Origin of the sequence: Paenibacillus bouchesdurhonensis (assembly GCF_900155685.1) — a bacterium.
GTDB classification, from domain to species: domain Bacteria; phylum Bacillota; class Bacilli; order Paenibacillales; family Paenibacillaceae; genus Fontibacillus; species Fontibacillus bouchesdurhonensis.
The window spans coordinates 3,969,036-3,989,425 of sequence record NZ_LT732548.1 but is presented as its reverse complement, the minus strand read 5'-3'; the positions used below and the strand labels follow the sequence as shown (position 1 = coordinate 3,989,425).

Genomic DNA, 20,390 nt, shown 5'->3' with positions numbered 1-20,390 from the left:
GAGAACGCAAATGAGTGAGAGAATCAGAGTGATGATTGTAGATGATCACGATATGGTGCGTATGGGCCTCAAAACATATTTAATGCTTGACCCTGGTTTTGAGGTCGTGGCCGAGGCCAGTGACGGAGATCAGGTCGTGAAGCTGCTCGACCAAGGCATCGAAGGCGGGCTGCCGGACATCGTCCTGATGGATCTGATGATGCCCGTTATGAATGGGGCGGAGGCAACGAAGGAGGTACTGAGCCGGTACCCTGACTTGAAAATCGTCATACTTACCAGCTTCCTAGAGGACGACCTCGTAGTTCAGGCCATTGAATCAGGAGCGGTCAGCTACGTGCTGAAGACCGTTTCGGCAGCGGAGCTGATTTATGCACTGCAGGGAGCCTATCGCGGCATGCCCGTTATGACCGGGGATGTGGCCCAGGCGTTGACGCGCGGCCTGCGCCAGCGTACCGTACAAGGGGATAACTCCGGAATGACCGAGCGGGAGAAGGAAGTGCTGCTGCTGATTGCCGAGGGCAAGAACAACAAAGATATCGCTGAGGAGCTGCATATCAGCATAAAGACGGTCAAAACCCATGTCAGCAATTTGCTGATGAAATGCGAGCTGGAAGACCGGACGCAGCTAGCGATATACGCGCATCGCCAAGGCTGGGTACCGGGATCTTAGCATGGCTTGATCGCGATACTGCAGTATGATATAGGTTGTGTTTGGCTTTTATCTCCTTTTTAATTGTTTTTAAGGTACGTTTAAGGTTTATAGTACAAAATAAGAACAAGTAAACAAGAACCCCTGCATGACTGGGGGAAGGAGGTATTTCACCATGGATGATCAAAAAAACAAACCGGGTCAAGGCTTTGGAGAGAACGGGAACGATAAGCCGCAGCAAACTCCAGAGTCGAGCTCGTCTTCTTCATATTACTATTCATATGGGCCTTTTCAATCCTATGGCAAAAGCGGCGAGGAGTCTCGTCAAAGCGATTCCTATGATCGCCGTCAGCCCGAGGAAGTTGAAATTACGAAGCCTCAGCCAGTGAAGCCGATTCCTACATCCTCTTTTACCGGGTATTCTACGTCGGATAGCCCGCGGGGCGCATTTGGCGGAGGAAATACGGGGGCACCGGCATCGCCGTCCTCCAGGAATGCCAATTGGCAGTACAATGAGCGGCCGAAACGATCGTCCTTCAAGTCCGTACTTGCCGGAATGTTGGCAGGAATGCTGATCTTAACCGGAGCCATGGTGTTCGCGGATCGAACCAACCTTTTTACGCCGGACACGGTCGCCAACGTTCCAGCCGCTGCTACGCCGGATTCTAAGACGGCGGCAGGAGACGGAGGGGCGTCTACGAAGACATCTACAGCGGTCTTCCCGATGACGAATCCCGGAGATGTAACGAGCGTTGTTCAGCAGGCTAGTCCAGCCGTCGTAAAGATTGAGACACTGGTCAAGGCCGGAAGACAGAGCCAGCGCAGTCAAAGCAATGATCCGTTCTATCGATTCTTTTTTGGGGACGATCTTTACGGAAATAATAGCGGAAACAACGGCGGCAGCTCTTCCAACTCGAATCAGCTGGTACCAACTGGAATCGGATCCGGTTTTATATTCGATAAAACAGGTTACATCCTGACGAACGAGCATGTGGTGCATAATGCCGATATCGTTCAAGTTACGCTTCAAGATAGTGAGAAGCCCTTTGAAGCCAAGGTGCTTGGCACGAGCTATGAACTTGACCTTGCCGTACTAAAGATTGAGGGCAGTGATAATTTCCCTTCCATTCCGCTGGGCAACTCCGATAATACGCAAGTAGGCGAGTGGCTTGTAGCGATTGGCAACCCGCAGGGCTTTGACCATACAGTCACGGCCGGTGTGCTTAGCGCCAAGGAAAGAGGCGGCATTCGGATCGCGGGTGAGAACGGCGAGAAAGATCGGGAATATGAGCATTTGCTGCAAACCGATGCATCGATTAACCCGGGGAACTCCGGCGGCCCGCTGCTTAACCTGAACGGGGAAGTTGTGGGAATTAACGTAGCGGTTAGCTCCGATGCCCAAGGGATCGGATTTGCGATTCCGACATCTACCGTTACGGAAGTGCTGGATAAGTTGAAAAACAATGAGGAAATACCTAAGAAGCCGGTGCCGTTTATCGGGGCAACGCTGATGACGATGACAGACGAAGTGGCAAAAGAGATGGGGACCGATGTGAACGAAGGCTCCGTTGTCTCGGATATCGTCTTCAAATCTCCGGCATATAATGCGGATCTCCGCCCGTACGATATCATTACTGGAGCAGACGGCAAGAAATTTGTGACCAAAGAAGATCTTATCGCCTATATTCAGCAGCAAAGCGTCGGTACAGTCGTTACTTTCAATGTCGTACGAGATGGAAAGAGCATCGATCTCAAAGTAACGATTGGCGACAAGAATGAGTTTCCCAACATTCAACAATAACGCTGGAGCTTCCGTTTTTCACAAATAAATCAGAAGTAAAGAGAGACGGCACGGCTGCTATGCCCTGCCGTTTCTTAATGCTATGGCCTAAGCGGAAACAAAGCGGTTTCTGTTGTACAATATAAGTAACAATAAGGGGACAAGCTGCGAACTGAAGTAGGGCGGCTTAATAAAGGAGAGATGGCCGTGAGATCGGGAATTTTGGTAATCGACGATGATGAGAAAATTACATCCATGCTCCGCCGGGGCTTAGCATTTGAAGGATATGACGTATATACGGCGAATGACGGGATGGAAGGTCTATCGATGATGCTGACCGCTGATCCTGATTTGATCATCCTAGACGTGATGATGCCGAAGCTGGATGGATTCGAGGTATGCCGCAGGCTCCGGGAAGGGGGCAGCACGGTTCCCGTGCTTATGTTGACGGCTAAAGACGAGGTCGAGAATCGGGTCAAGGGGCTGGATACCGGGGCCGACGATTATTTGGTGAAGCCGTTTGCGCTGGAGGAGTTGTTGGCTCGGGTGCGCGCCTTGCTGCGCCGCAAGGAGTCCTCGGGAGGAGAGGGCAGCAACAGACTTATCTTCGAAGACATCATTATGGATTTGGACTCCCGCGAAGTGCTGCGGGCTGGCCAGCGGTTGGAATTAACCGCCAAGGAGTTCGAGCTGCTGCATTTATTTATGCAAAATCCGAAACGCCTGCTGACCCGGGATCTTATTATGGACAAAATTTGGGGGTACGATTACAGCGGCGAGTCGAACGTGCTTGAAGTATACATTGCCATGCTCAGGCAGAAGACGGAGGAGCATGGAGGGAAGCGTCTCATTCAGACGATACGCGGGGCCGGTTACATTCTGAGAGGTGATTCCTAGGCATGTCGATTCGGCTACGTCTAACAGCTTGGTATACAGGGATATTGGCGATCACTCTCATTATGTTTGGCGCATCGATATATGGAATAGTACGGTACAACATTTTTTTTGAAGTGAAGAAAAGAGTCGAAGAGCACGCCGCTCAGATCGAAAAAGCCCAGAACGTGAGCCTCTCCCAGGGACTGGATCTGCAAATGGATCGGAGCCAAATCCTGCGTCTCGAGGATGCCCGCATCTTCTGGCAGCTGAACAATTATGTCAAAAATACGACACGCATTTCCGAAGGCATGCTGAACCGGGAGATGGTGTTTCCAGTGCCGGACATTGATCAGATTGGAAAAAAAGGCGTCTTTCAGAACATAACGATCAACGGAAATTCTTATATGTTGTACGAGAGACAGCTTGTCTATGGAAATACGACCGTCGGTCTGCTCCAGCTTGCCGCGGACACCAATGCGGAGAATCGGATCATGGGCCAGCTCAAGACGGTGCTCCTGTTCGGGTCATTCATTACGATCGCCGTGGCGAGCACGTTCGGATTGTTCCTGGCCCGGCAATCGATGGCGCCGATCGGCAAGGTCATCGAGGCGGCCAACGGGATTCAGAAGGGGACGGATTTAAGCGTTCGCATCGAATATGACGGTCCCAGCGACGAGATCGGCAGGCTGATCGGTACCGTAAACAATATGCTGGCTCGAACGGAGGGGTTCTATAAGGAGCTGGATGAGGCCTACGCGAACCAGCGGCGTTTCGTATCGGATGCGTCGCATGAGCTGAGGACTCCGCTGACAACGATCCGCGGCAATGTCGATCTGCTGAAGAAAATCTGGGTTCGGGAGAGTACAGAGCCGGCAGTCATGAATGAGGGGCAGCTGCGAAAGTTCTCTCTGGAGGCCGTCAGCGATATTGCGGATGAATCGGAGCGAATGAGCCGACTGATCAATGATATGCTGTCCCTCGCTCGCGCGGATGCCGGCCAGACGATCGCTAAGGAGCCGCAGCTGCTAGGGCCGATTGTAGAGGAAGTTGTACGGCGAGCTAATTTCCTACCGCGCAAAGCATTGTGGCTACAAGGAGATCTATCCGTTATTCAGGATGCTTGCATCGTTGGCAACAAGGATTATTTGCAGCAAATGCTGTTTATTTTTATTGAGAATGCCTTTAAGTATACCCCGGAAGGTCAGGTTAGCATCGATGCGATTAAGTCAGGCGATCAAGTGGGGATACGGATCAAGGATAGCGGCATTGGCATGGATCGCAGCGAAATTCCGCAAATTTTCGAACGCTTCTACCGGGCGGATCCATCCCGGGGGGTGACTCAGGGAACCGGCCTCGGCTTGTCCATTGCTAAATGGATTATCGATGAGCATCAAGGCTCGGTCGAAGTGATTACCCGGCGCGGAGAAGGGACGACTTTCGTGATCTGGCTCCCCGTTGCCTTTAACGAGCAGCAAGAATAGGCTATAATAAAGAATGTTACCCTTCAAAACAGGATATGGATTTGGATATTGGGGAACAAGAAAGCGGGGGTGCAAATCATGGAAGTGATCAAAATTTCGCCGCGCGGTTATTGTTATGGCGTTGTCGATGCGATGGTGCTTGCGAGGCAAGCCGCCAAAAATCTCGATTTGCCGCGGCCGATATATATATTGGGGATGATTGTTCATAACAGCCATGTGACCGAGTCCTTCGAGGATGAAGGGATCATTACACTTGACGGGCCTAACCGTCTGGATATATTAAGTCAAGTGGAGAGCGGTACGGTCATATTTACCGCGCATGGCGTATCTCCAGAGGTGCGCAAAATCGCTCGCGACAAGGGCCTGACTACCGTAGACGCGACATGCCCGGACGTAACCAAGACGCATGTTCTCATACAGGAGAAGGTAGCAGATGGCTACGAAATTATTTATATCGGGAAGAAGGGGCATCCTGAGCCGGAAGGAGCCATCGGGGTTGCGCCTGATCGTGTTCACTTGATCGAGATGGAGGAGGAAATCGATTCCCTGAAGATTGATGCGGAGCGGATCGTCATTACGAATCAGACGACGATGAGCCAATGGGACATTAAGCATATTATGAAGAAGCTGCTGGAGAAGTTCCCCGGCGCAGAGGTTCATAATGAAATATGCTTGGCAACGCAAGTAAGGCAAGAGGCTGTTGCCGAGCAGGCAGGACAGGCGGATCTCGTTATCGTTGTAGGCGATCCGCGCAGCAATAACTCCAATCGTCTGGCCCAGGTATCAGAAGAAATTGCCGGGGTCACGGCTTACCGGATTTCCGACGTAACCGAGTTGAAACGCGAATGGCTGGAGGGAGTCGGCAAAGTCGCCGTCACCTCAGGCGCCTCCACACCGACACCGATTACGAAAGAGGTTATCGCTTATCTGGAGCAATATGATCCGGCGAACCCGGGCACCTGGGAAATCGTTCGTACCGTCAATATGCAGAAGCTGCTGCCTCCGGTCAAGATCGGAGCAAAGAAATCTTAATATTTTGTACGATTCATAGAAGCCGTCTCAATAGCGAAGCGCTTTGCTGCCGCTATTGAGACGGCTTTTTTTTAATCTCTATAAGAAGTTGAACTAAAGAGTGGAATGCAAGCAAGATATTTTGGCTGAGTCTAGAAAATTCGCTCAAGAGGAAATAAAAGTGTTGTAAAAAGCATTATTGATCTATTGCAATTTTGAGATGGCATCTCCAATACATAAAACGGGTGAAAAAAACAAATTTTGCAGATGGAATATGCGCTCAAACCCGATTAGACTTAAATAAAAGACAACGACATCATGGGGGCTCGGGGCTATGCTTTGGAAGCGGCTATCTTATCATCGTAAATTGTTCATCGTATTGATTATCGTCAGCAGCTTGCCTGTATTTTTATTAGGAACGATCGCTTATAAAAAGTCTTCGGAAACGCTAATGCAACAGACGGAGCAGGATCTTCAGATTATTGCGGGTCAATTGATCACAGCGATCGAGAAACAAATCAGTGATTTTGATCGCTTTAGCATTTTACCCTACTATATGCCGGAAGCGTTTACAATTTTTAATCAGCCTTACATACCTGAGGAAAACTGGGGCTCAGCTGAGCTCAATGCACAGAAGCAGCTTATCCGCTTAATGAGCGCGTATCCTTCGATCAATACGTCAATTAAAGGAATGGTGCTCTACGGGATGAATGGCAGAATTAGCGGCTATCGGCTTAGCGGCTCTTCATCCATGAACAAAAATTTCGATGTGAAGAACGAGAAATGGTACCAGGAGGCTCTGGAGAGAAGAGGAGGCTTTGTCGTCTCGGGGGTACATGAAATAAAGCAATTCGAGGGAGAAGCTTTTCAAGCCGTGACGGTATCCAGGATGCTGCTGGATGAGCAAATGCGGCCGCTTGCTGTCATTGCGATCCATATTTCTCCCGATTTCATCGAGAAAATTATTACCTCATCACAGCTTCGTGACACGGTCGTGACGGTAGTAGATGCGGATCACCAGCTTGTTTATGCTTCGGACGAGCAGCTAGCGGTACATTTGTTGGAGCATTCCCTCGATGCAGGAGCGAACGGGGTATGGGTCGCGGACAGTAAGCTGAATGAGCGAAATGTGAAGTACAGCGGTGTTGTCAGGCAGAACAAATATTTAAGCTGGACGATTTACATGGGCAAAAATCAGGCGGATATTCTGCAAGGCACGAGTACGATTCGCCAATATACAGTCGTCATTGCCATCGTGCTTATGTTCGCCTCCGCAATCGTATCCTGGCTGCTTGCCAAAAGTCTTTCGCGGCCGATTCTGCGCTTGATCCGTTCGATGCGCAATGTGGAGAACGGCAAATTCGAAGTGCTGGAGGCGCCGAGCCGATATGATGAAATCGGCCAGCTTCATTTAAGCTATGTACGGATGGTAAAGCGGCTAAACGAGCTGATCCAGTCGATCGCCGAAAAGGAAAGGCAGAAGCGTAGGGCGGAGCTTTACGCGCTTCGAGTTCGAATACAGCCTCACTTCTTATATAACACATTGAACTCTATAAGGATGCTGGCCATTTTGCAGCAGTCTCCGCAAATCGCCAAGCTAATTCATTCGTTAAACCGACTGCTGCAATCCTATTTAAAGCTGAATGATGAGCTAATGCCGTTATCAAAAGAAATTGATTTACTGCAGGATTATGAGAAGCTGATGGATTTACGGTATACGAATACTTTCGATGTTGAATGGGATATCCCTGAACAGCTTCAGGATGCGGGGATTCCGGCTATGCTGCTTCAGCCGGTACTGGAGAATGCTATTTTTCATGCTTCACGCGGGTTGAGAAGAACCTTATTGATTACAGTAAAGGCGCGCCTGCTCGATGATGACCGTACTCTATCCATTGAAATTATGGATAACGGAGTCGGGATAACCGAGGAACAAATTACTGACCTGCTTCAAGGCCAGCGGAAGGACGATAGCGCCCATATTGGGATAAATAATGTAAATGATCGCATACGACTATGGTTTGGCAGAGAATACGGCCTTACGGTCAAGCGAATGGAGCCGGGAACGGCAGTCATTATTACGATACCTTATAAACCGGTGAGAGAGGAGATTTGACATGTGGAATCTTCTGGTGGTAGAGGACGAGGCCATTGTAAGGATGGGCCTTAGGTATATGGTCGATTGGGAAGCGCTGGGCGTATGCTGGAAAGCCGAAGCCTCCAACGGCGAGGAGGCGATGAAGGTGCTTGAAGACGAGGAGCTTCATATCGTTTTGACCGATATTCGCATGCCGGGAGTGGACGGGCTGGAACTGGGCAGATATATCCGTGAGAAGCACGGCGGATCCATTCAGGTGATTTATTTGAGCAGCTATGATGATTTTCCTTACGTGAAGGAGGCGATACGTCTGGGAGCGCTGGATTATCTTCACAAGCCAACCATGGACGAAGAGGAAGTAGCGGCAGTCATTCAGAAGGCGATTAAGCATTTGGAGCAGAGTAACGCCAAAACTCCCGCGAGAAAATGGTCGGAGGAGCAAAGGAATGATTGGTTGGTTTCTTTACTCGATGCCTATACTTATCCCCAGAAAATGCTGCTGCCGGAGCTCACGGAGGGACAGTTTGATCAAGGACTATGGATGACTGCGATTCGGCTTCGGGATGACGCTGCCGATCATATGGCTGCCCTCAATGCTAAAGATCATTTAAAATTCATGTCGATCCGTTATTTAATCGATGAGTACGTAGGCCGGGATTGGGGAGGCCTTGTCTTTCATCGGAATCACCGCGAAATTTTATGGCTTGCACCCGCCAAGTCCAAGGAAGGACATGAGGATCATCAGGGCAGGGAGCAGTATCTTGACCGACTGCGAAGCAAAGTATTTGAACTACTGAACGCCTCGATCATTTATTCTTGCAGTTCGATTTATAGGGAGCTGCGGCAAATCCCGGAAGCTTATTTGGAGGCCCAGTTGAAGTTTCCCGTCAATCAGCAAAGCGACAGCCTGCATGTCAGACTAGCCAAGGAATATGTAGACAATCATCTGCTAGAGGATATTACCTTGGTGAAGGTGGCGGAATCCATTCCGATTAGCTCAAGCTATTTAAGCCGGATTTTTTTGAAGGAAGTAGGCGAAAGTTTTAGCGAATATGTGATTCGGAACAAAATGATTTATGCCCAAAAGCTGCTCCGGGAGACGAATAAAAAGGTGTATGAGATTAGCGAAATACTGAGCTATACCAATCCGCACTATTTCAGCAAGCTATTCAAGGAGCGGGTAGGGCTGACTCCACTGGAGTATCGCAACCGTTAGCGCATAGAAATGTAGGAAAGAGCATCAATCGTCTATTTGGTGAAGAACTGGACTGTTTTAAGTCTGCCGAAAGACGATATGATAGCGTATAAAATGACATGCTCCCCTCATACCCAGTTCAATTTTTGAATAGTAGACTTAGAAGCAAGCAATGAGACAGGGCTTAATTATACAGTGCCTATCAAATGCTTATTTACTGACAAACAACATCAGCGGGGGGTTATTCAATGAGTAAAAAACGTTTATCAGCAATGTTAGCGGCTGTGATGGTAATCGTCATGATGCTGTCAGCCTGCGGCGGTTCGGGCAATGCGGCATCTGGGAAGGATGGCGCTGGCAACGGTGACGGCTCTAAGACGAGTGTAACGTTATGGGTGCTGAATGATCAAACTTCCTATTTGGAGCCGATCATTAAAGAATTTGAAAGCAAAAACCCGGATATCAAAGTTGAACCGACCTACTATGGTACAGATCCATTAAAGGAGTCGTTAAAGGTAGCAGCTTCCTCCAAAACCTTGCCTGACATGTGGTTTACTTGGGGCGGTTCTCTCGGTTCCTTTTATCCGGAGAATGATTTAGCGATGGATTTGACTCAAATTGCAGCGGATCATGGCTGGAGTGATATTTACAACCCGGCTGCGCTGGATCTGGTGAAGTATAACGATAAAGTGTATGGCGTGCCATTCCACCTTGCTTCGCTCTCGGTTTTTTATCCTAAGGAGCTGTACGCCAAGCTGAACTTGAATCCGCCAGCTACATTTGCGGAATTTGAGGAGCAGCTGCAGCAGATGAAGGATCAAGGCACTACACCTTTCGCAGTAGGAGGCAAGGGCGGCTGGATGCTGATGCGCTGGGTAGAGCAGCTGATTGAACACTATGGCGGGCCCGAGCTCCATGATCAGTTGAATACGCTCGAGGCTTCATGGGATGATCCGGCGGTCGTCCAAGCATTTCAGAAGCTGAAGGATTGGTCGGACAAAGGCTACTTTGAAAAAGGCTTTATTACCCTTGATCCGTTAGAAGCAGAAACACCGATGTATCATGCTCAGCAGGGGTTTGCAATAGAGGGAGCATGGGTAGATCTGAACATCGCCGAGGCGGGAGCTGAGCCCAAGAACTTTGGCATCTTTAAATTCCCTACGGATCATCAGCCTGTTCGGATGTCGAGCTTTGCGGAAATGTTCCAGATTAACGGCAGCTCGGAGCCGCAGGTGCAGGAAGCAGCTATTAAATTGGCGGAATATATCACCGGCGAGGAAGTTGTCAATGAATACATCGATCAGTATGGTTCTCCCGCTTTGAAGCAGTTCAACACTTCGGAGCAATCTCCGCATACATCTGAGATGGCGGAAATGATCAAGGACGGCAATTTCCTTATTACGGATCAGGCGCTGCCGCAGACGGTCGTGCAGAAGCTGTTCGAAGCGCAAGATGCTGTCGTTCTGAATGAGTGGACGCCAGAGCAAGCCGCAAAGGAAATACAGAAGGCTGCCGAGTCGCATAAGAGCAATAGCAACTAGAACAGGCACAAGTTCAGCATAGCTTGAGAAGAACAGCCCTGTGGCTGTTCTCTTAAGCTAAAGGCTGTACGAAGGAGGCAAGGTATGAAACTTAAAGCTTGGAAGCCATGGACATTCCTGCTGCCAGCGCTGCTGATTTATCTTATTGTTATCGTCGCGCCGTCTTTATACACGCTGCAGCTTAGCTTTTTTCGTTGGAATGGAATATCACCGAATAAGCAGTTTGTTGGCCTGCAAAATTACATTTATCTGTTCACAGAGGATACTGTATTTCAGACGGCTTTGAAAAACAACGTGCTCTGGTTAGTCGGTTCTCTAACCATTATTATCAGCCTGGGATTGATGTTTGCATTGCTGCTTAACCGCAAAATCAAGGGCAGATCGCTATTTCGCGGCGTGTTTTATTTTCCTTATGTATTATCGGGCATTATCGTCGCCCTAATGTGGACCTGGCTGTATCACCCGACGAGAGGGTTCTTTAATACGGTGCTGGAGGCGATCGGCCTTGGCAACTTGGCTCATACATGGCTTTCGGATCCTAAAACCGCTTTGTACGCAGTGTTTGTTGCCGCAGTCTGGCAGGGCGTTGGCCTGCCGATGGTTCTGTTCCTTGCCGGTCTGCAAAGCATTCCGAAAGACTGTTATGAGGCGGCCATTATCGATGGCGCCAAGCCGCTGCAATCCTTTCGCTTCATCACGATCCCGCTGCTCAGCGAAACGTTCGTCATTGTGTTTGCGACGACGATGGTTAATGCGATGAAGGTATACGACATAATTTACGGCATGACTGCCGGCGGCCCGGCACAGAGTACACAGGTGCTATCCTCATGGATGTACTATCAGACCTTTAAATTCAACAACATTGGCGTAGGGTCGGCTATATCATGGATTCTTGTCTTGGTCGCAATGGCTGTTATTATCCCTTACGTCTTCTATACAAACAAAAAATCGCATCTGTGATTTTAACGCGAAAGAGGGTGGATCCCTATGGAAGAAATACAACAATCCGCGGCTTCTAAAGCGGCTACCTATATATTACTTATCGTTCTATGCCTGCTCTTTTTGATCCCCATTGCGTTTATTGTCATGACTGCCTTGAAATCCAATGCGGATTTGATGAGAAATCCGGTATATCGGCTGCCGGAAGTGTTCCAGTGGAGCAACTTTGCCGAGGCATGGGATAAAATGAAGCTTTATATTCGCAACAGTTTGTTTATTTCCGTGGTGAAGGTTCCGATTGGTATTCTGATCGAGGCGCTTGCAGCCTATGCGCTGACCCGGATGGGATTCAAATGGGCAAATGCGCTTTTTATGGTGTTCTTGGTCGGAATGATGATTCCGTTCCAGGCTACGCTCGTTCCGCTCAATATGATGCTGAATTACTTTGGGCTTGAAAATACGTATCCTGGCATCTTTATCGTCTATATCGGTTTTGGTATTCCATTTGGCATTATGGTGCTGCGAGGCTTTCTCCGCTCCATACCGAAGGAGCTGGATGAAGCAGCTTATATTGACGGCTGCGCGGAGCTGGGGAAGTTTTTCCGCATTATATTGCCAATAGCCATGCCAGCTATTGCAACATTAATCATTCTTGATTTTCTATCGACTTGGAATGAGTTTTTGCTGGCGCAAATTTTTATTACGAAGGATTCGATGCAGCCGGTTACTGCGGGCCTGCTGACCTTCCAGGGGCAGCATTCCACGAACTATACGCTGCTGAGTGCAGGTGTACTCATATCGATCGTACCGATTTTGGCTGTTTATTTATTTTTCCAGAAATACTTCGTATCGGGGATGGCCGGAGCTGTTAAAGGCTAAAGAGAGGGAGGACGCAATATGTTTAATGAGAAGGCAAGAATTGGGCATATTTGGACGAATGAAGCAGCAGGTGAGATTTTATTCAAGTATTTTCCGTTTCTAGAAGAGGAGAAGCATCTTGCTTTTTCTTACAAAATAATGACCTTGGAGCAATTTCTCGATATTCGACAGGAGTTGGGCTTCACGGACGAGGAGCGTGAGTCATTTCTCCAAGAACTGGCCCAGTTGCCTGCTAACGTATCATCGGTTTCTGAGGACAATGCTGTTAAGGAGCCGCGTGCTGAAGTACAGTTTGATCAGGATATAACCGGAACAGGACGAATAAGCTCGCCTGGACATGCTTCTAAATGGGATGTATTTGAGATAGAGCTTCAAGGGCCCTCTCAAGGAAATCCTTTTACAGATGTCGAACTGAAGGCAATATTTATTCATGAAAAAGAAGGCCGCACCGTACAAGTATTAGGATTTTATAATGGGAATGGGATTTATAAAATCCGCATGATGCCCGATCTGGAGGGACGCTGGAGCTACCGGACAGAGAGTACATCGAAGGCGCTGGATGGCCTTGATGGTTCATTTGTTTGTACTCCTCCGGAAGCGGGAAATCATGGCCCGGTTCGGGTTCGCGACAAGTATCATTTCGCCTATGAGGACGGTACAGCTTATTTGCCATTTGGCACAACCTCTTATGTCTGGACGCATCAAGACGAGGAAGTGGAGCAGCAAACGCTGGAGTCGCTGGCGAGCTCGCCGTTTAATAAAATGCGGATGTGTGTGTTTCCTAAGTCGTACCTCTACAATCGCAACGAGCCCAAGCTATATCCATTTGAAGGGTCTGTAGAAAAAGGATGGAATTATAGCGTATTTAATCCGGCCTTCTTCGAACATCTGGAGCAGCGAATCGCCGATTTGGGACGGCTTGGCATCGAAGCGGATCTTATTTTGTTCCATCCGTATGACCGATGGGGCTTCTCAGAAATGAACAAGGAAGCGGATGACCTGTATTTACGCTATATTGTGGCCCGTTTGTCCGCTTTCCGTCATGTCTGGTGGTCGCTAGCGAATGAGTTTGATCTGATGTGGGCTAAAACTAGCGAGGATTGGGAGCGTTATGCTCAAATTATTACGGAAAATGATCCTTATGGCCATTTGTTGTCCAATCATAATTGGTTGGCGTTCTATGATCATAGCAAACCGTGGCTGACCCATTGCAGTTTGCAAAGAATCGATGTCTACAAAACCTCCGAAGCTGCGCTAGAGTGGCGGGAACGCTGGGACAAGCCGATCGTCATCGACGAATGCGCCTATGAAGGTGATATCGATCAAGGCTGGGGCAACATTTCCGGCGAGGAAATGGTACGGCGCTTCTGGGAAGGAACGATTCGCGGCGGGTATGTCGGCCATGGGGAGACCTACTTGAATGATGAGGAAGTATTATGGTGGTCCAAGGGAGGCAAGCTGGTCGGGGACAGCCCGAGTCGAATCGGGTTTCTGCGCAGGCTCGTAGAGGAAGCGCCCGGACAGCGCTGGGAACCGCTGCGTTCCGACTGGGATCTTCCTTGTGCGGGCATTCAGGATGAATATTATGTATATTATTTCGGGTTTAATCAGCCGAAATTCAGAATATTTCAAATGAAGCCGGGGATCAAGTACAAGGTCGACATCATCGATACTTGGAATATGACAATCGATGAAAGCATCGGCATCCATGAAGGCACATTCCGCGTGGAGCTGCCAGGCAGATTGTATATGGCCGTTCGCCTGACTAGAGTGGAATAGAGCCAAGTAGTACTTCTAGCTGCAAACCTTTTTTTAGAGGTTTGCAGCTTTTATGGTTGGGCGTATGTTATGCTTGACGCGGCAACTAGATTCAGTTATAGTTACTTTAGTGGATAAAAGCTTGAAAGCGAACAAGCGTTTAAGCGACAAATGGACTTTGATTTTTTAGGTGATAAGGAAATATATATTTTTGGCCCAGGGCCCGCAATGATGAAAGGATGATGGATCGTGATCGTAATTACTTCTAATCAAACGCCAGAAGAGCGTATTAATGAAATTATTGCCGTTATTGAGAAGGAAGGTCTGCAAACTCATGTATCACGCGGAAGTGACCGCACGGTGATCGGGTTGATCGGATCGATTGAGCCGAAGCTTGCCGAGCATCTGCGTCAGATGAAGGGCGTGGAGAATGTGATTAAAATTTCCAAATCCTATAAGCTGGCCAGCCGTGATTTCCATCCGGAGAATACGGTCATAGAGATCGGCGATGTGAAGATTGGCGGCGGAGAGCTTGTCATTATGGGCGGTCCTTGCGCTGTGGAATCGGCAGAACAGATCGATGAAATCGCCCGCTTGGTGAAGGCGGCAGGCGGCCAGGTGCTGCGGGGCGGAGCATTTAAGCCGCGTACGGGCCCTTACAGCTTCCAGGGCGTAGGGGTGGAAGGCCTGGTTATGATGGCTGAAGCCGGGAAGAAGCATGGTCTGCTTACGATTACCGAGGTAATGACGCCAGAGTATGTCGATGTATGCGCAGAGTACGCGGATATTTTGCAGGTCGGTACGCGCAACATGCAAAACTTCGATTTGCTGCGTAAGCTAGGAACATGCGGCAGACCTGTACTTCTGAAGCGTGGTTTCAGTGCAACATACGACGAGTTCCTCAACGCGGCGGAGTACATTCTTGCAGGTGGAAATCCGAATGTCATGCTGTGCGAACGCGGCATTCGTACTTTCGAAACCTATACGAGAAACACGCTGGATCTATCCGCTATTCCCGTGCTGCAAAGCTTAAGCCACCTGCCGGTTATCTCTGACCCGAGTCATGGCACGGGACGCCGCGAGCTTGTAGAGCCGATGACAAAGGCATCCGTGGCAGCCGGTGCAGACGGCTTGATTATTGAAATGCATACCGATCCAGACAATTCGATGACAGGCGACGGCGTGCAGTCATTGTTCCCTGATCAGTTCGCTGCATTGCTTCGCGATTTGGAACAATTGGCTCCATTGCTTGGCAAACGCTTTGATACGCCGAAAGCAGTTATTTAAGTGTAAAATGACACACCCCTCTGGCCATTCTTCTAAGAAGGCCAGAGGGGTGTATTGTTTTGTGCAGAGTTGCTTATGAAGCAATTGAAAATTAATAATCTTCCGGATCGATGCATTAAAAGTTGTCTGGTCTACTGCCACAGGACTCACGGATAACCAGTTCCGGCTCTACGACGACATTGCTCGTTTCAGACTGGCTGTTCATGAGATCATACAGCATCAAGCCGGCGAGCCTGCCGATTTTATCTTTATTCTGCCTGATTGTAGTAAGCGCCGGACTGGTGTATTTACAGGCCTCGATATCGTCGCAGCCGATAATCGCCACATCCTGTGGCACTCGCAGCTTATGCTCCTTCAATGCACGCATGGCCCCGATCGCAATCAAGTCAGAAGCTGCAAAGATCGCACGGGGTAATGAGCCCGATCCAATCATCCGGTTCATCGCTTCATATCCGCTCGTCTCAAAGAAGTTCTCCCCATTCACGAACCAGTCCTCATTCAAAGGCAGGCCAAAGCTGTCTATCGCATTCTTATAGCCCGCTTCCCTCATATTGGAAATTTCCGATTCCTGTGTGCTTCCAATGTACCCAAGCTCCCGAAAGCCTTGCAAATAAAAATGCTCTACGACTTTGTATGACATTTTGTAATTATCGGACATAATAAAACCGGAGTTCTTGCCTTTAAGCTCGATATCCACTCCAATACAGGGGATGTCGCTCATATCCAGCTCGCGGATAGAGGGCTCAACCTGCTGACCGGTTACAATGATGCAGCCATCCACTTGGAAGTGCTTACATCTGGCAAGATACTCGCCATCGACGGCATAGAACTTTTCATTGGAAAAGAATAAAAGATCATAGCCGAGAAAGCCGACTTGTTTTTTAAAGGAGTTGAGCACCTCGACGAAAAAAGGATGGGTAAAGTCAATATTTAGTTTTCCGGCAAAAATGACACCGATAAGATTCGACTTTTTGGTCGCTAATGTTTTGGCAGAGTTGGATGGGACATACCCGGTTTGTTTCATAATTTCAAGTACTTTATTTTTTGTCTCTTCTGAAATATCGCTGTAGTTGTTAATGATTTTGGATACGGTCGAAACTGAAACTCCGGCCATTTCCGCAATCGTTCTGATGTTGATGGTCAAGACATAACCCCCTTCTTGATTAAAGCAAATCAAACATATGGACTGTAAGTCACAAGTCACTGGGACAAGAAGCAGCATTTGCGCGATCATTGAAATTTTCGGTTCAGTTGCATGCTATATTTTACGAAAATACATTTTCGGTAAAAGCGCTTTAGCATCTATTTCGTAAAATCACGAAAACACTTTCGTAAAATATCTTACCTCTTTTTTTATGCTCGGTCAATGCAGTAAAAGTCAGAAGGACATATTAGAAGCATTGGAACATATAGCTTTAATTGATTATTTGGATAGCTGTTTCAGGAGGCGGCGAGAAAAACGAAAAATTTAAAATAGGACTTTACAAACAAAAAAAATGATGTAATAATGATTTTGACGAAACCGCTTTCGGTAAAATCGCATTAGAACGTTCGAACTACGAAAATACGAAACGTAGCATTTAAGGCTATTTTCGCGGTTTCAGGCGTTTCTAAGTAAGGTTAGGCCGCTGAAGAGTTTCGAAAATCATTGATTACAAATAGGGGGAAATATCATGGTCAAGAAAATTTCTGCCATCGTTCTTGCAGGCGCATTAACGCTTAGCCTGGCAGCTTGCGGCGGCGGTGGTAACAATGCAGCTTCTGGAAACGACGCCGAAGGCGCTAAAAGTTCTTCCGGGAAAAAGCAAGTGATTAAGATTTTACATTGGAAACAAGAAAACATTAACAAAGCGATGGAAGAGATCAATGCGAAGTTTGAAGAGAAGTATCCGGAATATAAAATCGAGTATACGACGACAGGTCCGGATGATGAATATAAGCAAGCGCAAAGAGCGAGACTGACAGCGAACGATGTCGATATTCTTGCCGACTTGTCCGGCATGAGATTGTCTCCGCAGGATTGGACACCAGGAGCAAAAGTTCCTGACTGGGAGCAATGGATCAACTCCGGCCTGATCGCTGATCTGTCTGATCAAGCTTTCATCAGCAATTGGAACGCGAATGACATTGAAAAAGCCGGTACATATAATGGCAAAGTATATGCCATTCCTACTGGCAAAGTAGCAATGTCGGGATTGTTCTACAATAAAGAAATTTTTGAAGAGCACAACCTAGAGGTACCGAAGACGTGGAGCGAGTTCATTGAGCTGAACGAAACATTGAAGTCCAAAGGCATTACGCCAATCGGCGTAGCCGGTAAAGACGTATGGCCGTTGAAATTGCCTGTGTTCGCGCTTCAAGCGAAAATTCTAGGCGGCGGCGATCAGCAAAAATGGATCGAGGGCGTATGGAAAGGCGAGACGGCGTTCAACGATGCCGAGGCCGTTGAAGTTCTTGAGAAAATGAAGACTCTGCAAGATAACTATATGATCGAAGGCTTCATGGGAATTGACTATGCTTCTGCTCCATCCATTTTTGCAACGGGCAAAGTAGCTATGCTGGCTGACGGTTCCTGGGATGCTCCAACGATTGCCACAGCGAATCCAGACCTTAAATTCGGTTACTTCCCAGTACCTGCTACCGAAGATGCAGAGAAAAACGCATCCTTCGTAGGTAAATATGATGTGACTTGGTATGCTGCTGAGAAAGGCCCGAACAAAGAGGGCGCTCTGAAATGGCTGGAATTCTTCTCCGAGCCTGAGAACTACACAACATTCGTTAAAGCTGCTGGTTTCATTCCTACAATGGACGGAGTTTCCACAGATAGCGAATTCATCGACAACGAATTGACACCTTATCTTGGCGATTTCGAGCTTGCTTATGAAATTACGATGATCAACCGCGAAAACGTAGGTGAGCATCTTGCAGCAGAAGGCGTTCATACGGAATATCTCGCTCCAGGCGGCGTATACAAAACAGCGAAAGAACTAGCTGACGTACAACAGAAAGAATGGGAAGCTGCGGCTCCTAAATAAGTTGAGTTATAACCATACTGTACTGTCTCGGGGTCTGATTGTTCAGGCCCCGATCATTTATTGATTCGGATCCGCGAGGTGAGAAAGATGTATCCATTTGGAAAAGGCATGGCTCGCTACCTACCCCTTTTACTTCTATTAATACCAATGGCGTTATACTTGATTTTTTATTTTGGCCCTTCTGTTATGACGGTTATTTATTCTTTTACGGATGTGAAAAATATTCCCGGCAGTACGATGAAGTTTGTCGGGCTTGAAAATTACTACGATTTATTTTACTCCGGAAACTCGGGAGAACGCTGGCGCTCCATTACGAATACACTTATTTTCATGTTTGTAGTAACGATTGTTCAGAACGGGGTTGGCCTGTTCGTAGCGGTTCTGCTGAATCAGCGGCTGAAAGGCGATTATTTCTATCGCGCTGTATTCTTCCTGCCGGTGGTACTCGGTGTCGCTGTAGTTGCCCTAATCTGGGGCATGATGTTCGACCCGATGAGCGGGCCGGTTAACATGCTGTATGATTGGCTCTTTGGCTATAAGGATATGTTCTTCGCCAGCTTTACTCATGCTTTTGGCTATATTATTTTCGTGCAAATTTGGATGTACATGGGTTACTCCATGTTGATCTTTCTGGCTGGCCTGCAATCCGTTCCCAAGGATTTGTATGAAGCTGGCTATATTGACGGAACTAGCAAATGGCAGTCCTTCCGCCATATTACGTTCCCGCTTATCGCTCCATCCTTTACTGTAAATATGCTGTTATCGATCATCGGCGCAATGTCGACCTTCGATATTATTCTGGCAACTACGGATGGTCGCTTTAATACGAGAACGATGGCCTATGACGTCTATAAGGAGACTTTCCGCGGCAGCCTTGAAATGGGACTTCCTTCTGCGCTTTCGGTCATTCAGTTCCTGATCATTCTAGTCTTTGTAGTCGTGGCTGTTCGGCAAACGCGTAAGAGAGAGGTGGAATATTAATTATGAAAAATTCCAAATCATTTACTATTCTATCCTACGCTGTTGTCGCTGTATTAATCGTTTTGTATGTAGTGCCGCTAATTCTGGTGCTTAACGTTTCATTGAAGTCGTACCCTGAGTATTTGATCAATCCAATTGGTTTCGTCAAAGAAATTCAATGGAGCAACTATATTACAGCTTGGACGGAAGGGAATTTCGCCAACTACTTCATTAACAGTCTTATTTATACCGTCGTCGCTACAGTATTGACAATTATCGTATCGGTGATGGGTGCGTTCCCGGTTGCGCGGAAATATGTAAAGTGGAGCGGATTCATCTATATGTTCTTCCTGTTGTCGCAATTTCTTCCTAACCCGATGGTTGCGCAGTACAAGCTGATGCTTGGCTTCAAGGAATCTCTTGGTATCTTCGGATACGATACGAAGCTGGGGTATATCGCTCTAAAAACAACGGGAACCGGCGTCGTATTCATGTTGTTCGTCGGTTATATCAAGTCGATTAGCCGTGAGCTGGATGAAGCCGCAGGAATGGATGGTTCTGGCTATGTCCGTTATCTGTTCCAAATGGTGACTCCGCTTATGAAGCCGGTTATTGCTACTGGTGTTATTTTGACAGCGATTGGCATCTGGAATGACTTTGTAGGCCCGATTATGTATTTGCCGAGCAAGGCGAACTACCCGATTACCTTCGGATTGAAAGAGTTCCAAGGACAATACGGCAATAATTGGCCGCTACTGGCCTGCGGAATTACGATCGTGGCAGCTCCGCTGATTATACTTTATACGTTTATCCAGAAATATCTTGTCGACGGAGCTCTCGCAGGTGCCGTCAAATCGTAACTTGGTGAATCCCGCACCTGCTGTATAGGAGCGGGATTTAT

General features: G+C 47.9%; 16 protein-coding genes. 15 read left to right on the top strand and 1 reads right to left on the bottom strand.

The window, feature by feature from the left end:
• Positions 1-10: 10 nt before the first annotated feature.
• From CZ379_RS22125 to aroF, 12 genes are all read left to right on the top strand, one after another.
• Entirely contained in the window at positions 11-670 is a 660-nt protein-coding gene (locus CZ379_RS22125; protein ID WP_110933600.1) for a response regulator, read from the top strand.
• 154 nt (positions 671-824) lie between these two features.
• Complete coding sequence (locus tag CZ379_RS22120; RefSeq protein WP_110933599.1) at positions 825-2,450, top strand: S1C family serine protease; 1,626 nt, start codon at positions 825-827, stop codon at positions 2,448-2,450.
• 186 nt (positions 2,451-2,636) lie between these two features.
• A complete protein-coding gene (locus CZ379_RS22115) occupies positions 2,637-3,326 on the top strand; it encodes a response regulator transcription factor (RefSeq protein WP_110933598.1) in 690 nt (229 codons plus the stop codon).
• Positions 3,327-3,328: 2 nt separating this feature from the next.
• A complete protein-coding gene (locus CZ379_RS22110) occupies positions 3,329-4,786 on the top strand; it encodes a sensor histidine kinase (protein WP_110933597.1) in 1,458 nt (485 codons plus the stop codon).
• Between the two features lie 78 nt (positions 4,787-4,864).
• Positions 4,865-5,818: a 4-hydroxy-3-methylbut-2-enyl diphosphate reductase gene (locus CZ379_RS22105; RefSeq protein ID WP_110933596.1), complete on the top strand. Its 954-nt coding sequence runs from the start codon at positions 4,865-4,867 to the stop codon at positions 5,816-5,818.
• A gap of 313 nt (positions 5,819-6,131) precedes the next feature.
• Positions 6,132-7,913 carry a cache domain-containing sensor histidine kinase gene (locus CZ379_RS22100; protein ID WP_110933595.1) on the top strand — a complete coding sequence of 594 codons (1,782 nt, stop codon included), beginning with the start codon at positions 6,132-6,134 and terminating at the stop codon, positions 7,911-7,913.
• A 1-nt stretch (position 7,914) separates the two neighbouring features.
• A complete protein-coding gene (locus CZ379_RS22095) occupies positions 7,915-9,111 on the top strand; it encodes a response regulator (protein WP_110933594.1) in 1,197 nt (398 codons plus the stop codon).
• A 227-nt stretch (positions 9,112-9,338) separates the two neighbouring features.
• Positions 9,339-10,631, top strand: coding sequence for an ABC transporter substrate-binding protein (locus CZ379_RS22090; RefSeq protein ID WP_110933593.1), 1,293 nt, complete (start codon positions 9,339-9,341; stop codon positions 10,629-10,631).
• 84 nt (positions 10,632-10,715) lie between these two features.
• On the top strand, positions 10,716-11,591 hold the full coding sequence (locus CZ379_RS22085) for a carbohydrate ABC transporter permease (RefSeq protein WP_110933592.1): 876 nt from the start codon (positions 10,716-10,718) through the stop codon (positions 11,589-11,591).
• A gap of 27 nt (positions 11,592-11,618) precedes the next feature.
• On the top strand, positions 11,619-12,449 hold the full coding sequence (locus CZ379_RS22080) for a carbohydrate ABC transporter permease (protein WP_110933591.1): 831 nt from the start codon (positions 11,619-11,621) through the stop codon (positions 12,447-12,449).
• An 18-nt stretch (positions 12,450-12,467) separates the two neighbouring features.
• Positions 12,468-14,228 (top strand): DUF5605 domain-containing protein, encoded by a 1,761-nt coding sequence (locus CZ379_RS22075; protein WP_110933590.1) that lies wholly within the window; start codon positions 12,468-12,470, stop codon positions 14,226-14,228.
• A gap of 228 nt (positions 14,229-14,456) precedes the next feature.
• Positions 14,457-15,494 (top strand): 3-deoxy-7-phosphoheptulonate synthase, encoded by a 1,038-nt coding sequence (gene aroF / locus CZ379_RS22070; protein WP_110933589.1) that lies wholly within the window; start codon positions 14,457-14,459, stop codon positions 15,492-15,494.
• A 115-nt stretch (positions 15,495-15,609) separates the two neighbouring features.
• Here the strand turns inward: aroF and CZ379_RS22065 are convergent, their stop codons facing one another.
• Entirely contained in the window at positions 15,610-16,632 is a 1,023-nt protein-coding gene (locus CZ379_RS22065; protein WP_110934504.1) for a LacI family DNA-binding transcriptional regulator, read from the bottom strand.
• A gap of 535 nt (positions 16,633-17,167) precedes the next feature.
• On the opposite strand from CZ379_RS22065, the gene CZ379_RS22060 reads away from it, so the two are divergent.
• From CZ379_RS22060 to CZ379_RS22050, 3 genes are all read left to right on the top strand, one after another.
• Positions 17,168-18,529: an ABC transporter substrate-binding protein gene (locus tag CZ379_RS22060; protein ID WP_110933588.1), complete on the top strand. Its 1,362-nt coding sequence runs from the start codon at positions 17,168-17,170 to the stop codon at positions 18,527-18,529.
• An 87-nt stretch (positions 18,530-18,616) separates the two neighbouring features.
• A complete protein-coding gene (locus tag CZ379_RS22055; protein ID WP_110933587.1) occupies positions 18,617-19,510 on the top strand; it encodes a carbohydrate ABC transporter permease in 894 nt (297 codons plus the stop codon).
• A 2-nt stretch (positions 19,511-19,512) separates the two neighbouring features.
• On the top strand, positions 19,513-20,349 hold the full coding sequence (locus tag CZ379_RS22050) for a carbohydrate ABC transporter permease (protein ID WP_110933586.1): 837 nt from the start codon (positions 19,513-19,515) through the stop codon (positions 20,347-20,349).
• Positions 20,350-20,390 lie beyond the last annotated feature (41 nt).